At 58.2% G+C, this 15113-nt stretch carries 17 protein-coding genes and 1 pseudogene; 7 read left to right on the top strand and 11 right to left on the bottom strand.

What is annotated here, in order from left to right:
• From AAAB35_RS24595 to AAAB35_RS24580, 4 genes and pseudogenes are all read right to left on the bottom strand, one after another.
• Positions 1-98 (bottom strand): annotated as a pseudogene (locus AAAB35_RS24595) (SAM-dependent methyltransferase); the annotation flags it as partial.
• A gap of 261 nt (positions 99-359) precedes the next feature.
• Positions 360-836: a hypothetical protein gene (locus tag AAAB35_RS24590; RefSeq protein ID WP_340670919.1), complete on the bottom strand. Its 477-nt coding sequence runs from the start codon at positions 834-836 to the stop codon at positions 360-362.
• 42 nt (positions 837-878) lie between these two features.
• Positions 879-1040, bottom strand: a complete 162-nt coding sequence (locus AAAB35_RS24585; protein ID WP_340670918.1) for a hypothetical protein — start codon at positions 1038-1040, stop codon at positions 879-881.
• A gap of 141 nt (positions 1041-1181) precedes the next feature.
• The gene (locus tag AAAB35_RS24580; RefSeq protein ID WP_340670917.1) at positions 1182-2597 is read right to left on the bottom strand and encodes a pyridoxal-dependent decarboxylase; all 1416 of its coding nucleotides are present in this window, start codon (positions 2595-2597) and stop codon (positions 1182-1184) included.
• 210 nt (positions 2598-2807) lie between these two features.
• Here AAAB35_RS24580 and AAAB35_RS24575 point away from each other — a divergent pair, with 210 nt between their 5' ends.
• The 3 genes from AAAB35_RS24575 (at position 2808) to AAAB35_RS24565 (ending at position 5561) form a co-directional block, all read left to right on the top strand.
• Positions 2808-3179 (top strand): nuclear transport factor 2 family protein, encoded by a 372-nt coding sequence (locus AAAB35_RS24575; RefSeq protein ID WP_340670916.1) that lies wholly within the window; start codon positions 2808-2810, stop codon positions 3177-3179.
• Positions 3180-3489: 310 nt separating this feature from the next.
• Complete coding sequence (locus tag AAAB35_RS24570) at positions 3490-4887, top strand: sensor histidine kinase (RefSeq protein WP_340670915.1); 1398 nt, start codon at positions 3490-3492, stop codon at positions 4885-4887.
• Positions 4884-5561 carry a response regulator transcription factor gene (locus AAAB35_RS24565; RefSeq protein WP_340670914.1) on the top strand — a complete coding sequence of 226 codons (678 nt, stop codon included), beginning with the start codon at positions 4884-4886 and terminating at the stop codon, positions 5559-5561. The genes AAAB35_RS24570 and AAAB35_RS24565 overlap by 4 nt, the downstream gene beginning before the upstream one ends.
• 6 nt (positions 5562-5567) lie before the next feature.
• On the opposite strand, the gene AAAB35_RS24560 is transcribed toward AAAB35_RS24565, so the two are convergent.
• Positions 5568-6080, bottom strand: coding sequence for a hypothetical protein (locus AAAB35_RS24560; protein ID WP_340670913.1), 513 nt, complete (start codon positions 6078-6080; stop codon positions 5568-5570).
• Positions 6081-6251: 171 nt separating this feature from the next.
• Between AAAB35_RS24560 and AAAB35_RS24555 the strand changes: the two genes are divergently transcribed.
• The 3 genes from AAAB35_RS24555 to AAAB35_RS24545 all read left to right on the top strand — a co-directional run bounded on the left by AAAB35_RS24555 (position 6252) and on the right by AAAB35_RS24545 (position 8239).
• The gene (locus tag AAAB35_RS24555; protein WP_340670912.1) at positions 6252-6563 is read left to right on the top strand and encodes a hypothetical protein; all 312 of its coding nucleotides are present in this window, start codon (positions 6252-6254) and stop codon (positions 6561-6563) included.
• Positions 6564-7071: 508 nt separating this feature from the next.
• The gene (locus tag AAAB35_RS24550) at positions 7072-7395 is read left to right on the top strand and encodes a hypothetical protein (RefSeq protein WP_340670911.1); all 324 of its coding nucleotides are present in this window, start codon (positions 7072-7074) and stop codon (positions 7393-7395) included.
• A 412-nt stretch (positions 7396-7807) separates the two neighbouring features.
• Positions 7808-8239 carry a GFA family protein gene (locus AAAB35_RS24545; RefSeq protein ID WP_340670910.1) on the top strand — a complete coding sequence of 144 codons (432 nt, stop codon included), beginning with the start codon at positions 7808-7810 and terminating at the stop codon, positions 8237-8239.
• 69 nt (positions 8240-8308) lie between these two features.
• On the opposite strand, the gene AAAB35_RS24540 is transcribed toward AAAB35_RS24545, so the two are convergent.
• Positions 8309-8494, bottom strand: coding sequence for a hypothetical protein (locus tag AAAB35_RS24540; RefSeq protein ID WP_340670908.1), 186 nt, complete (start codon positions 8492-8494; stop codon positions 8309-8311).
• 481 nt (positions 8495-8975) lie between these two features.
• Between AAAB35_RS24540 and dapA the strand changes: the two genes are divergently transcribed.
• Positions 8976-9971: a 4-hydroxy-tetrahydrodipicolinate synthase gene (gene dapA / locus AAAB35_RS24535; protein ID WP_340670907.1), complete on the top strand. Its 996-nt coding sequence runs from the start codon at positions 8976-8978 to the stop codon at positions 9969-9971.
• 238 nt (positions 9972-10209) lie between these two features.
• Here the strand turns inward: dapA and AAAB35_RS24530 are convergent, their stop codons facing one another.
• From AAAB35_RS24530 to kdpC, 5 genes are all read right to left on the bottom strand, one after another.
• A complete protein-coding gene (locus tag AAAB35_RS24530; RefSeq protein WP_340670906.1) occupies positions 10210-10380 on the bottom strand; it encodes a hypothetical protein in 171 nt (56 codons plus the stop codon).
• Positions 10381-10578: 198 nt separating this feature from the next.
• Positions 10579-11028, bottom strand: a complete 450-nt coding sequence (locus tag AAAB35_RS24525; RefSeq protein WP_340670905.1) for a PTS sugar transporter subunit IIA — start codon at positions 11026-11028, stop codon at positions 10579-10581.
• A gap of 55 nt (positions 11029-11083) precedes the next feature.
• Positions 11084-11776, bottom strand: a complete 693-nt coding sequence (locus tag AAAB35_RS24520; RefSeq protein WP_340670904.1) for a response regulator transcription factor — start codon at positions 11774-11776, stop codon at positions 11084-11086.
• Positions 11773-14478: a sensor histidine kinase KdpD gene (locus tag AAAB35_RS24515; protein WP_340670903.1), complete on the bottom strand. Its 2706-nt coding sequence runs from the start codon at positions 14476-14478 to the stop codon at positions 11773-11775. The genes AAAB35_RS24520 and AAAB35_RS24515 overlap by 4 nt, the downstream gene beginning before the upstream one ends.
• 58 nt (positions 14479-14536) lie before the next feature.
• Positions 14537-15106: a potassium-transporting ATPase subunit KdpC gene (gene kdpC, locus AAAB35_RS24510; protein WP_340670902.1), complete on the bottom strand. Its 570-nt coding sequence runs from the start codon at positions 15104-15106 to the stop codon at positions 14537-14539.
• Between the last annotated feature and the right edge of the window lie 7 nt (positions 15107-15113).

The following is a 15113-nucleotide window of genomic DNA, read 5'->3' as shown; positions in this document are numbered from 1 at the left end:
CCCGCAAAGTCGATGAATGAAAGGGCAAGCTTCTGGCTCCAGCGACCCATGAGTTGCTCGTAGCCGGCGGCATCGTGGACGTTGAAGCTTGAAGTCATCGAAGTCTCCCCATGCTGGGAGTGAATTTTAGACGTCGACAGGGTACTTGCCAAGGCTTCGCAGAAAGGAACATGTCGTCTTCCCTTCCTGGTTCCATTGACGGTTGGCTCGCAACGGCGGGTTGACGTGACATTCGGCAGCCCTTCATGCGCTTCACGCCTCAACGATGACCGATGATCGTTCGCACTTCTGTCGGCTTCCGGCAAGAGCCCTTGATTGTCAGGTTGCCGCTGGGCGCATGACGTTTGAAGAGGCAGATGTCATCGTTGCTGGAAGAATTTGCTGAGGAACGCCGCCGCTTCATCCGAGATGCCGGCGATCTTGTTCGTTGGCTGACGATAGAATTTGAAATTGAGCTCAGTCCCGGGCTGGCCGTCGTCCCAGTCGGTGAGATGTTTGAGCTCTCTTTTCCCCAACGATCGCGTCGCGAGCGCGGTGCGTCTGACAGTGAGGTTCACGCGCGGCGTTTGGCGAGCAATGCCGGGCCGCTTCGCGATTGCTTCAGCGCAGGTGACAATGCCGCGCGCGACGAGACCCTGCCCGCCCTCGTTCTCGCTCGCGAACACAAAGACCGCGTCGCCTTCAGCGATGTTCTTGCCGCCATACATCGTCTTTTGCGCGGTGAACGCGAAAGTCTTCGCCCGCGGATCGCAAACCTCGGCTTTGATTGCGAACGCCATGCTTCTCCTCTCCCGCCCCAACTGATTACGATTACCATCCCGGCTGGCCGCCTTCATTTATTTTGGGCGAAACCTAAATTGGTCCGGAGCGTATTTTGCTTAGGACGAGTGCACCATTGAAACGGTGATCCTGGTGTTCGGATTAACCTTCAGCTTCAGTGAGGCGCAGCCCTCATTTAGGAGTTGCTCGACCAACCTGTCGAAATCCATGTCGGACCCAACCACGGCCTTCACGCGTTCCGCCATCGCTTCAAAGCTCATGCGAGTCGGCCCTGCGGCGATTTTTTCATTGATATAGCTTGTTAGAATGACATCCGTCAGATGCAGATTGATTTGCTTCTCCTCCCCTTTGCAAAAATTGACGAACCGGGTAGCTACCGCCCAAATGCGACCGACCTGCCACTACCACGGTCGAATCGGTTCTTGAGCAAGCTCAGTGATCACCTTGAATGCGTAGTCGGCATCGTCCTCGGTCATGCCAAACTGTCCTGCCTGGAACCGAATGGCCACCTGACCATCGACGCGCGTCTGCGTCAGATAGATGCGGCCATCATCGTTGATGGCTTTGACCAAGTCGAGGTTATGGGCATTAAGGTCCGCAGCTGCGAGGTGCCGGAACGAAAACAGCGAGAGCATCGGCTTGGTAACGATTTCGAAGTCAGGTGTGTTGGCCAACCGCTCTGCAACCTTACCTGACCAGGCAACGTGATTGCGGATCATCGTCTTCAGGCCATCGAGCCCGTGAAAGCGCAAAAGGAACCAGAGTTTCAGCGCGCGGAACCGCCGCCCGAGCGGGATTGTCCACTCCGAATAGTTGATGATGCCATCGCGGCCATGGGTCTTCAGAAATTCCGGATGGATGGCAAGGGTCCGCACGAGCTCCTGTGGGTTGCGGATGAAGTGCGCCGAGCAATCGAATTGCGCCCCCAGCCATTTATGCGGATTGAGGACGAGCGAGTCTGCCTCCTCTACGCCTGCCCAGAGGTAACGGAATTCTTCGCATATCATGGCCGCGCCCGCCCAGGCAGCGTCCACATGAACGTAGAGCCCATGCGCATGCGCAATCCGAACGACGTCAGTGATATTGTCGCAAGCCCCGACACTGGTGCCGCCTGTGCAGGCGATGACGCCGGCCGGCAAATATCCGGCAGCCCTGTCTGCAATGATAGCTGCCTCGAGCGCCTTGCAATCCATACCCCTCAATTCACCCGTGACCGGAATGCGGGCAAGGTTCTCCTCACCAATGCCGGACACCCAAATGGCACGATCGATCGAGGTGTGAACCTGATCGGATGCATAGACCCGCAGCTTGGGGCCAGCAGCAAGGCCTTTTTTGTTGCCGTTCCAGTTCAGTGCGCGCTCGCGCATGACGAGAACCGCCGACAGCGTGGCAGAAGAGGCTGAATCCTGGATAACACCAGAAAAACCATCAGGAAGACCGATCGCCTGGCGCAGCCAATCCAGAACGCTCGTCTCCAGTTCGGTGGCCGCTGGCGAAGTCTGCCACAGCATGCACTGCGCCGCCATCGCCGTTACAAGGTACTCCGCAATGACCGAGACAGGGGCGGCGTTGGCGGGAAAATAGGCAAAGAAGCGCGGATGTTGCCAGTGAGTCATACCCGGCAAGATAATCTTCTCGAAGTCCGCAAAGATGGCCTCCATGCTCTCGCCCGTTTGTGGCGGGGTGGGAGGCAATTGGGCACGAATATCTCCGGGATCTGTCTGCGCACGAACCGGGCGATCGCGAAGGGATGCCCGGTAGGCCGCTCCCCACTGCGCGGCCCTTAACGACCACTTTGTGAAAGCAGCTTCATCCATTTTCCGCTCCCCGCTCGGTTCAATAGCTCCACTTGGCCGAGCGCGCATCCTGCACATCATTCATCAACCTATCAAGGCACGAAAACTGGTCTACTGGTGCCCGTCTATCGGTTGCGCGTAGGTGTAAGTAACGACGTTGCCGCTGACCGTCCCGTTGACGGTTTTCGGTTCTGGCGGTTGAAGCTGGGGGTTGCTAATGTACTGATTGCCATGACAGATGAATCCACCATCAACGCGTTGGAAGATCAGTTGCAGTCTGCGACGCTCGCGGGTGACGCCGATGTGCTTGATGTGCTGCTGGCAGATGATCTTACCTTCATCGACCATCTCGGTCGGCGGGTGGACAAGCAGCAGGAACTTGAGGCCCATCGCACTGGAATACTCAAGGTGCATCAAATGGACGTTTACGACCGCATCGTCAGGCTGCTGGACAAGGCAGCAGTAGTGTCCTTACGCGCAAGAGTGGGCGGCACCTATTACGACGAAGAGTTTTCCACAAAAGCCGCGTTCACGAGAGTGTGGGTGTGCCGCCATGGAATTTGGTCCATCATTTCGGTACATTGTTGTCTGGTAACAATGTAATTCCCATCGAATACCAGTCTCAACCTTGACGCGAATAACCCACAAGAACAATAACGCACGCCCAAGGTGCGCCTGAGATGGGCTTTGGCCCGTCGTTTCTGAATTCTTTTTCATAGCTCCGTGGTCACAGTGCCAAACCCCATTCCACTCCTTTCAATACTGAACTCTATTCCCCCACTTTCCCAACCGATCACCAACGCCTGCATTTCATTGTTTGATCGTTCTGAGGCGGCGGCGAATAAGTCGAGGCGCTGGCGTGTTTGTCAGCTAACACAGTCATTCTGACGATGCGCCGGTCTTTGGAGAGCTGATGACGAAAAGCGCCAGGTCCGCTTCGGCCGCAGACACACCGGAACTGTTCGGCGGCATGAGCCTCGCCCGGCAGTTCATCCTTGCGTCAACGGTCGTCCTGATCGCGGGCATGGCGGTCATCGCCTTCTGGGTCACGTCCCGGATCGAGGCCTCGGTGACGCGCAATGCTGCCGCGGCGACCGCACTTTACGTCGACAGCGTCATTGGGCCGCTTACCCAGGAACTTGCCGATTCCAATACACTTGGCGAAGGGGCGCGACTGGCACTGACAGAAACGCTCGGTCAGGGTGTGCTCGGGGAAAAGCTGGTATCATTCAAGATCTGGAGCCCAGACGGCAGCATCGTTTTCAGCAATCAGCCAAATATCATCGGCCACCGCTTTCCATTGACCGAGCGTTTGCAGGGCGCGCTGGCGGGGGATGTCCAGGCAGAATTTGACAAGCTCGACAGTGACGAGAATGCGCCGGAACGGGCAAAGGGCGTTCCGCTCCTGGAGATCTACAGTCCGATAAGGCAGCCGTGGTCGGGCCGCGTGATCGGTGTTGCCGAATTCTATGAACTCGCCGCGGACCTTAAATCCGATCTTGCCCGCGCGCGGTTGCGCAGCTGGATGGTGGTTGGGCTCGTCACGCTTGCCATGCTGGCAATCCTTTTTGGCATCGTTGCGCGCGGCAGCCGCTTGATTGCGCACCAGGCTAACGCCTTGCGATCGCGGTTCGAAGAGCTCGATCGGCTGCTTCGCTCCAACAGGTCGCTTCGATTGCGCGCCGAGCAGGCAGCACACCGCACCGCATCGCTCAACGAGCAGTATCTCCGGCGCATCTCCGCCGAGCTTCACGATGGTCCGGCGCAGCTCATCGCGCTTGCCTGCCTGAGGCTCGAATCTGCGGCAAAGGGCGCTGCAGCGCGTTCCGATCTTGATGCGGTGATGGGTTCTCTCGAGGAAGCCCTTCAGGATGTCCGCAATATTTGCCGCGGACTGACGCTACCTGAACTCGACGAACTCTCAACGCGCGATATTCTGATCCGTGTGATCAGGGCGCACGAAAGCAGAACACGAACGAGTGTCGGCTTTCAATCGCCAGGCACTCTTCCAGAACTCAGTCAGGCTGAGAAGATTGGTCTTTACCGCTTCGTCCAGGAAACACTTAACAATGCCTTTCGCCATGCCAAGGGCATCGGCCAGACGGTAACCGTTGCCCACTCGGCCGACGGGCTGACGGTGACGGTTGCCGACGCGGGCAAAGGCTTCGACCGGGCGCGGGTGACCGCGGGGCTCGGGCTCACCGGCCTTGAGGAACGTCTGGCGGGACTGGGGGGCACATTTGATGTTCGTTCATCGCCGGGAGGCGGGACAGCGGTAACCATGCATATTCCGGGAGGGGAACGGAGATGAATGACGGCAACATCCGGATTATCGTCGTCGACGATCATCCTTTCTTTAGGCAGGGCGTCACAGTCAGCCTGTCCGAAGAGGCAGGTTTCACGGTCGTCGGCGATGGATCGACGGCAAGCGATGCGGTCCGGTTGGTCGAGCAACTGAGGCCTGACGTGGCGCTGCTCGACCTGTCGATGCCCGGTGGGGGCCTTAATGCCCTCCTTGGCATCCTCGAGGCGAGCCCCGAGCTCAAAGTCGTCATCCTCACGGTGTCGGAGAATGATGAGGACGTGCTTCAGGCGCTGCGCAGCGGTGCGCATGGTTATGTCCTCAAAGGCGTCAGAGCTGCCGGCCTCTGTGAGATCATCAGGAACGTGGTCGCCGGCGAACGCTATGTGTCACCGGCACTTGCAGCGCGCATCCTGACCGAATTGCGTGGTTCCAGCGCCGCCGGCCGCAGCGATCAATCAGGCGGCCCAGCTCATGCGCAGGCCATTCATTCCCTGACGCCGCGCGAAGAGCAGATTCTTAGGCTTGTGTCAGACGGCAAAAGCAACAAGGAAGTTGCGCGGGAGATCGGCCTTCAGGAGAAGACAATCAAGCACCATATGACCAGCATTCTTCAGAAGCTGCAGGCGCGCAACCGCACCGAGGCCGCGCTTATGCTGCGCGAAGCGCGTTCGCAGTCCTGACGCGCCCTAGCGAGAGCCTTGCTGGTTGATGCGAAGCGCGTCGGCTGGCAGCGCCGGGCGGTTTATGACCCTGCGGCCTTCGGGATCAAAGATTTCGTAGCGGCCATTGCGGATGCGCTCCTTCCACCCGCCCTGATAGGTCCGTTCCTGGCCGCCGGCTTTGGATGTCGCGCGCGTTCCGCTGACATTTGCGCCCTCGCGCGATCCCGCCGAACCTGGACCGGAACTGTCCGACCCCGAACCGCCGGAGCCTGGGCCACTCGAGCCTGAACCCGATCCGGAATTGCCGGAGCCGCTGGATCCCGAACCTGAATTTGAACCTGAACCGGAGCTATCGGAGCCGCTGGAACCCGAACCTGAACCTGAACTACCCGAGCCACCCCCCGAACCCTTGTCGCTAAAGGCCTGGCTCACCGGGCCAAGAACGGTGAGCAAAAGCGCAAGGAGGATTATGGAGCCGCGCCTTGCAAGCGCGGCCCTGCGATCGCGTAAAGGCCTGTCTGTTCGGGCCAGAATCAAATTTCACCTCGCAACATCGTTCGCGCTACCTTCACGTTCTGTGCCGCCGTTACATGGCTGCCCGGTCGCGGGAGAAAATCCAGTTGGCAGGAACCGATGTTAATCTCAGGCAACAGCGACTGCACGTGTTTCGATGGTTATCATAACACGTCGATCATCGGCTTTCCTGCGATGATGAATTTCATGGTCGTCATTTCGGTGATTTATCTCATGGTTGTCATTTTGATGATGGACGCCATCGTGGACGCCATGATCGTCGCCCGGAGCGTCGTCGGCACCGCGCCCGCGCTGGTTCTCACCTCGGCCCCCATGATCGTCGCCGGCCGGGTCATCGGTGCCGCGTCCCTGATGATTGCCGCCATCATCGCCCCGGCCGCCGTCATCACCACCGCGTCCGCTGCGGTCCCCGCCACCATGATCGCTGCCGCGACCGCTATTGTCCGAACCGCCCCGCGCCATGAGAACCGGGTGTGTTGGGCTTGACTTAATTGCGTGGTCGTCTGTGCGAAGCGTTGCGCCGGCACTTGCCGTATGGCCGAAGATGCCGAGCGCGATCAATGCCGTGCCTGCTAGAATGGATCGAGTAACTTTCATGGTTAAATCTCCTTAAGGATTGCCGCAATGCACTTGGTGTTGCGAACGAGCCTGATGGCCGTCTTCCTTAACCATGAGAAACCATGTTCACCGGAAAGCATATGGGCCCCGGACCTATGCCTTGCCTGTTCGGACCTTGGTCTGGCCCCGGGCGGCGGTGAAGCGGAAACACGCATAGCCGGTGTCGCCGAGCGATAAAGCATACCATGACGGCCGGATCGATCAGGCCGGAAAAAGCGGCGCCAGCCTCGCGGCTGGTCGTTGCGATGCCTTTCACATCGGCCTTCGTAGACGCCCGCCCCATAGTTTCAGCAGGCCATCGCCGATCTTCACAAAGGCTTCCTGAATTTCTTTGAGGGACGGGCCGCCCATCCCAAACCGCGCAGCAAGTTCGACAATGAAAGCTTCGCTTTCCCGACCCGAAGCAGATTTTCCTCCCAAGGCGAAATGGGTTCGCATGATGGCGCACCGCCCCGTTTGCGGGACGGTGAAGAAAGTCACCGTCTCCAGCAGTGGCGACCACTGGTACGTTTTCATCCAGGTTGAGTGCGAGGTCAACGAGCCCTGCGTCCCAACGAAGGTTAAGGCGCTGGGTGGGGATTTGGGTGTCGTCCACGCCCTCGTCCTGTCGGACGGGACGGTCTACGACCTTCCACGCATGACGGATCTGGACAAACAGCGCGAGGCCGACCTCCACAAACAGGGCGAGATCGACATATAGGCCAACGGCTTGAAGACCGTGTCGGTTAGGGGAAACATCGGCGAACGCTAAAAGGCAAGCCCCCAGAGGCACTTAAGGGGCCATACTTCAAGTTCGTCTTTTACCCGCTTGTGGATCAAAGGTTCATTCAGTTACCAGTTCGACGCGTTCTCGCAAGCGCCCTCGCGAAGCGAACTTGCGGGGCTCTGTACGATGCGTTGACTTTACCAAAAGGCGATCTTGGATCGGGACACCTAACGCATCTGAAGCGATTTTTTCCAACGACAAAAAATGCTAGATTCGCCTTGCCGCGTGCCCGCAGATGCTTGCCATGACACGGCCAAATGCAGCCATCCGTTGTTGGTCGCAGCGCTGTTTGCTGAGCCGCGAGGTTGATCGTGCTCCACCGTTCAACAATGAGAAGGGGATGGCCATGGGAGAAACGCCACGAAGTACACCCGGTATCACGCGCGGCTCTTGTCATTGCGGTGGAATAGGATGGGAGGTTCGCGGAAATATACCCGATGCCAGGATATGCAACTGCACGGTCTGCCGTCGCTATGGGGTGCTATGGGCCTACGGATACGATGGTGAGGCAATAAAGGTCGATGATCCAACGGGCGCCATGACCGCTTACATATGTGGTACCCGCACGCTGTCCTTCAATTTCTGCAAGGTCTGCGGCAACCTCATCAGCTGGCGCAGCTTAAGGCCCAATGACAGGGGCCAGACACGAATAGCTGTCAATCTTCGTCTCGCCGATCCTATGGATGTGGCGCGCATTCCACTCCAGCGTTTTGACGGGCTCCACAGTTTTGACGATCTGCCGATGGATGGACGCACCGTCGGCGACGTCTGGTTCTGAGAACCATCAACGCTGCCCTGTGCCCGCCTTGCGGGACTCTGGTCTTTGCCAGATGCGGCATCCTTTGCCTCAAGCCAAGAAAATGGCCAGCACCAGGAGAACAATGAGTGTCGCCGTGCAGGCAAGGATTGGCCAGTCGGCCGCACGAGAGCGGGTCGACGGTTCCTGATGGACCGGCGGCCGATCATCGACCTCCGCCTGGTAGGCAAGCAGGGCGACCGCAGCGATCGCCAAGATCAAGGTAAGGTCATGCATCCTGTAAACTCTGCAAATTTGAGTACAGGAAGATAATGTAGCGTGTTCTCCATATGAATTCCATTGTGGGTTCTTCGGCTCGGCATAAAAAATTCATATATATCCAAGGCGCTACTGAGACAATTCTTTGTCTATTGTCTATCTAGGAGATACAGGCAAAACGTCTTTACGATTTCTTGATGTAAATGCTTTTGACGCACAATCGAATTCCTAACAGGCGCCATGATAGTTATGACCATGTACTTAAAGACAGGAGTGCCTGGAATGACGATGCGATTGAATGCGAAATTGCCACCAAGGCCAATGGCTGAAGCAGCCTTTATGGGAAAACCCCCGCTGCGCTCGTAACATCCGGTGTGCTTTTTGTCCTTCTGGCAGGCGCCGCAGGCTTCAGACTGTGGATTGCCTTCAACCACATGATGTGACGCGCGCACGAAATTTCGACCTCGAGGCGCCAGAGACACAACCAAAGAGAAAATACATGACCCACAGCATTGAAGAAGGATCGTCACGATTCAAGGGCGTTATGACCGCTCTCATAACGCCCTTCAAAAACGGCGTCGTCGACCATGACGCGCTCATCGATCTGGCGGACTGGCAGATCCAGTTCGGCATCAGCGCGCTTGTTGCCTGCGGAACAACAGGTGAAGCGCCTACGCTTGCCTGGGACGAGCGGCTGAAGATCATCAGAGCTTGTGTAAAAGCTTCCCACGGACGGGTCCCCGTTATTGCCGGAACCGGCACGAACAGCACAGAACTGACCATTGCCCACACGTCAGCGGCCCAATCGTGCGGCGCTGACGCAGCTCTTGTCGTCACGCCCTATTACAACAAGCCAAGCCAGGAAGGCATTGTCTGTCACTACGAGGCAATCGCACAGCGTGTGGATTTGCCGCTCATCGTCTACAACGTGCCATCGCGGACCGGCGTTGACCTTTCATTGGCGACAATCGCCAGGCTTGCCGAAATCCCCTCGATCATCGGTCTAAAGGACGCCACAGGCGAAGTCAGGCGCGTTGAGGAAATGCGCCGCGCGTTTGAAGACCGCTTCATCCTTTTGTCGGGGCACGATGCGACCTCGCACGCGTTCAACCTGTCGGGCGGCGATGGCACCATTTCTGTGGTTGCCAACGTCCTGCCGCATGTCTTTGTCGCCCTGCACAATGCCTGTATGAAGCGCGACTGGTCGACGGCGAGGTACATCCAGGACAGATTGCAGGCCCTCTACAAGGCATTTGATCTCGATCCCAATCCTTGCCCCATCAAATACGCGCTCAAGTACCGTCGTGGCATGAGTGACGCGGTTCGTCTTCCGCTTGTGCCTGTTTCACCGGATACGGCCGAGAAGATCAGGATCGCACTGGATCGGCTCTGTAGACCCGTGAGCCAGGATCAAAGCGATCCGGCCGATGCGGTTTTCATATCGTGCGAAAGTACTTCGCCGACTGAGCCAACGCCCCTCGCCTGGCGGCTCTAGGGCGAGAATCCGTGCGGTAACAAGTCGTTGCCCGATCTGAACCCAACAACAACGCAACGCCATTTGGCCCGCTTCGGGTCTTGCTTGAAGCTGAAAGTGAAGAACCATGGGATATGCTTTGAAAAATCGCGATAATCCGGACAATTGTTGCCGCTTTTTTGTCGGTCGGTCTCTTGACGGCTGCTGGATCGTTTGCGACCGGATGCGCCGGGTCGGCGGTTACTTCGCCGACAAGGACTCAGCCGTCCATTTTGCGCTCGCCGAAAGTGAGCACCAGCCAGGGGCGGTGTGGTGCGCCCATGATGATGATTGCCTCATCTCCGACCCGTGGGGCGATCTGAGCACGGTGGCGCACGCCCATCGGGCCGTCAGACCAGAAAAGAGGGCGCGCGCTTGCCGCAGTCGTCAACGGGACGATGCTCCCCGGAAATACGCCTGACGATGATGACGCCTTTTTTCAAGGGCACCGGCTGGTGGGCGACGGTCATGAGATTGTTCGACCGCCGCCTGCTTGGCATTTTGCTTGTCATCGCCCTGATCATTGCCGCCGGGGTTACTACGCACCGGCCCGTTCGCACGTCCTCTTTGGTTTCGAGCCAAAGGTTTCCTACGGCTCTGCAACAAAACGGGCATAGAGCGAGGGTGCATCATTCGCAGCCCGTATAGCATCGAGCACACGCGGCGAGCGCAGCTTCCTGGCAAACAGTGCCAGGACACCGAGGTGTTTGTTCGGCTCCTCGTCCGGGGTCAGCAACACAAAAACAACGTCGATCGGCATATCGTCGATCGATTCAAAGTCGATCGGGTTCTTTAATTTTGCAAGCAATCCGATTGGCTTGGCAAGGCCGCCAATGCGCGTATGCGGAATGGCAATACCCTGCCCGATCCCGGTCGACCCGAGACTTTCCCGCTTTTGCAATGCACCCAGGATCGCATCTGCGGCAAGCCCCGATAGTTCGCTCGCACGTGCCGACATCAATTGTAGTACCTCCAGTTTGGACGCGGCGTCCACATCCGCAAGCACACTGTCTGCTGTGATAAAGTCGGCTAGTTTCATTTCGAACTCTCATTTCAGTGTTCAGCCGCGCGGGTGCGAGGAGCCCGCGCGATTTTTATTCCATTTCCTTGAGGCGATAACCGACCCCGGTTTCGGTTATGATATATTGCGGCTGATCGGGCAATCGTTCGATTTTCTGTCGAAGCTGGCGCACGTAAACGCGCAGATACTGTACATCCGTTGTGTCTCCCCAGACCCGCTCCAACAAAAAGCGGTGGGTCAGGGCCTTGCCTGCATGCTGGACGAGGACGCGCAGGATTTCATATTCCTTTGGCGATAGCTTGATCTCGTTACCATCGACCTTGACAATACGCTTGACCAGATCAACGGAAAGCCCGCCGGTCTCGAAGACCGGTCTCTCGCCGTGCTGTTGCAGCCGGTGACGCAAGGCGACGCGGATACGCGCGACCAGTTCATTCATCCCGAAAGGCTTTGTCACATAGTCGTCGGCCCCAAGTTCGAGCGCTTCGACGATTCCTCTCTCGTCGGTCCGGCTCGAAAGAATGACAACCGGAAGTTCGGAGCCTTCATCGCGCCACCTGCGAAGCAACTCGTGGCCGGAAATGTCGGGAAGTCCAAGATCAAGAAGAATGAGGTCGGGTTGCATCACCCGCACCTGTTCGATCGCGGCCCGGCCATTTTCAGCCTCGAGGAGGTTGTAGCCCTGCGTGCTGAGGCCAACGCGCAGCAATTTGCGGATCGGAGCCTCGTCATCGACGACCAGGATTTTGACGCTCGCATTTGTCATGGGTGGTCTTCCAGTTTTGGCGTTTCCTTGGGTATTGGCATTTTGATCGTGAAGATTGCGCCGGAGCGGTCGGTTCGCCTTGTCGCCCCAATGGTCCCCCCCATGGCTTCGATAAAGCCGCGAGAAATCGATAGGCCAAGCCCGGTTCCGGCAGAGACGTGATCGCTCTTCCTCACGCGATAAAAAGTATCGAAAACCCGCTCCAGATCCGCCTCTGGTATGCCCGGTCCCTCGTCCATGACCTGGAGGATGACCGAGCCATCATCCGCCCACGCCTGAATTCGTATCAATGACCCTTCCGGTGCATATTTCGAGGCATTGTCCAATAGGTTGAAGAGTACTTGTTCGAACAGCACGGGATCGACCCTCAACATCGGGAGATTCGCCGGGATCACAACCTCAGTCCGATGCTTGCCGGTGATCTTCTTTGCCCGGCTTAGCGCAGTCCCGACGATGTCGCCGGCATCGTGAAATGCGAAATTTGGTTCCATTGCGCCGGATTCGATTCTCGTCATGTCGAGGAGGTTTGCGATAAAGCGATTGAGGCGCTCAGACTCGTCGATAACAGTCGAGAGCAACTCCGCACGCGCCTCGTCTGGAAGGGCGGGCGCAAATTCCTTTAGCGCGCCGGCTGCCCCCATGATCGAGGCAAGCGGCGTCTTCAAATCGTGGGAGATCGACGTCAAAAGCGCAGAGCGAAGGCGGTCGGCTTCCGCCGCAAGCTTGGCGCGGTCGACATCTGCGGCAAGCTGTGTCCGTTCGATGGCAACTGCCGCCTGGTCGGCCAGGGCGTCGAGCAGGCGCTGTTGTTCAGGCGACAGGAGCGGACCCTGCTTGTCGCTGTCGAGGCCGATGACGCCAACGGCCATCCGGCCTGTTCGCAAGGGAAGATACAGGCGCTTTGCTCCGGGAAGCGTATCGGCTCCCCGACCCGCGGCGCGATTGTTCTCAAAGGCCCAGCGCGCGGCCGCAATATCGGCATCATCGAGGGTGTCATCCGGCGGATAGCCGGCCTTCACTTCGATCCTGCCATCCTCCGGTAGAAGCAGGACAACGCGCAGTTTCAGCATCGACGCAATCTGGAACGCCGTGGCCCAAAGGACATCGTCGAGCGTACCGGTTCCTGCGAGCTTCCTGCTGAAGAGATAGAGGTCTTCTGTTGTACGCGCGCGCTGCCGCGCTGCTGCTGCCTGGCGCTGAACCCGGGCGGTCAGGTTGCTGGCAATCACTGCAACACAGAAGAAGAACCCGAGCGCGATGACGCTTTCTGGATCGCTGATGACGAGCGTGTAAAGCGGCTCGAGAAAGAAGAAATTGAGCACTGCCGCACTTAAGACGGAAGCAAAGAGCGCTGGCCAGAGACCGACGGTCACGGCCGAGGCCAGAACTGCCATGAGAAAGACAAGGGCGATGTTGCGCACATCGAGCACGCGCGACAACAGCAAACCGACAGCCAATGCGCCGATAACATAACCGGTGCTCATGAGATAGGGTTTGAGTTCGAAGCCTCGGCTTTGCGCCTGCTCCGCGGCACGCCGCACGGCGGGGTTTTCTTCGCCACTTCCGGAGATGACGTGGACGCTGATATTACCGGCACGGCGGATCAGATCATGCGATACGGACCCTTCGAACAACTCGCGCCAACGGGACTTGTCCGGCTTTCCGGTGACAATGTGGGTGACATTGTTCTCCCTGGCATAGCGGGCAATATCCTCGGCTGCATCCCGGCCTGGCAGCGTAATGGCATCGCCGCCCAGCTGGGTCGCCAGCCGCAGCGTCGACGCGATCCGGTCCCTGCCCGCCTCAGAAAGGCGGCTGGAGCTCTGGGTTTCAACATGCACCGCCATCCAGGGCGCACGAAGCCGGTCTGCAAGGCGGCGGGCATAGCGCACGAGCGAGGGTCCGCGCGGCTGCTCATCGATGCAAACAAGAACCCGGTCGCCGGCAGCCCACGGACCTGGTATCGCATTTGCCTGCATGTGGGTGAGGAGTTGGTCATCGACACGCTGGGCCGTTCGTCTCAGCGCAAGCTCCCGAAGCGCCGTCAAGTTGCCGGGCGAGAAGTAATTTTCGATCGCGCGTTTGGCGGTGACGGGAACATAGACCTTGCCCTCATGCAGGCGCTTTATCAGATCAGCCGGCGTCAGGTCGATAACTTCGACCTCGTCTGCTTCGTCGATGACGGAATCCGGCACTGTTTCGCGGACGCGCACCTTGGTGATCTGCGCAACAACGTCATTGAGACTTTCGACATGCTGAATGTTCATCGTCGAATAGACGTCGATATCGTGGGTCAGGAGCTCCTGAACGTCGATATATCGTTTCGGGTGCCGGCTGCCGGGCGCATTAGTGTGGGCAAGTTCGTCGACCAGGACAAGATCTGGCCGGCGCGCAAGGATCGCGTCGAGGTCCATTTCTTCGAGGTGATGGTCCTTGTAGTTGACCTTTCTGCGGGCGATGACTTCAAATCCGTCGACCAGGGCCTGCGTTTCCTTGCGGCCGTGGGTCTCCACGACGCCGATCACCACATCTCTTCTGTCGGCAATTGCCGCCCGGCCGGCCATCAGCATTTCGTAGGTCTTGCCAACACCGGGGGCGGCCCCGAGAAAAATCTTCAACCGTCCGCGCGTCTCACGTTCCGCGTTCTCAAGAAGAGCATCGGGCGATGGTCTTCTTTCCCTATCGCGGCGGTCATCGGGCATGTCTGGTTCTTTCTGCAAGAGACGGGGAACGTGATGGCATTCCCCGACTCCTATTCAACTACTGTGCCTTGACGCCATCAAGCGCCAGGTTCAATGCGAGCACGTTGACAACCGGCTCGCCCATGAAGGCGAGTTCGCGGCCCTCAACATGCTGGTCTACGATTTGACGGATGCTGGCCTCGTCGCTACCGCGTGCCTTTGCCACGCGCGGCACCTGGAAATAGGCAGCTTCCGGTGAGATGTGCGGATCAAGACCGCTTCCGGAAGTCGTGACCAAATCCATCGGCACGGGCGCATTGGGGTTGGTTTCCTTCAGCGCCGCTGCGTCGGCCTTGATCCGCTCGATCAGCTTGGAACTGCTGGGGCCGAGATTGGAGCCACTGGAAGCGGCGGCGTTATAACCATCGCCGGCAGCAGATGGTCTTGCGTGGAAGTACTTGTCACTGGTAAAGGCTTGCCCGATCAATTCGGAGCCAATGACAGTGCCATCTTTCTCGATCAGACTGCCATTGGCCTGCCGCGGGAACAGAATTTGCGCGATGCCAGTCATTCCTAAAGGATAGATCAGGCCGGTAATCACCGTGAGGGCGATTATCATGATGATCGCAGGTTTGAGTTGTTTCAACATGGAAATG

The organism is Phyllobacterium sp., from assembly GCF_037994425.1.
Lineage (GTDB): Bacteria > Pseudomonadota > Alphaproteobacteria > Rhizobiales > Rhizobiaceae > Phyllobacterium.
The sequence above is the reverse complement of the archived record's forward strand: the minus strand, read 5'-3'. Positions and strand labels throughout refer to the sequence as shown.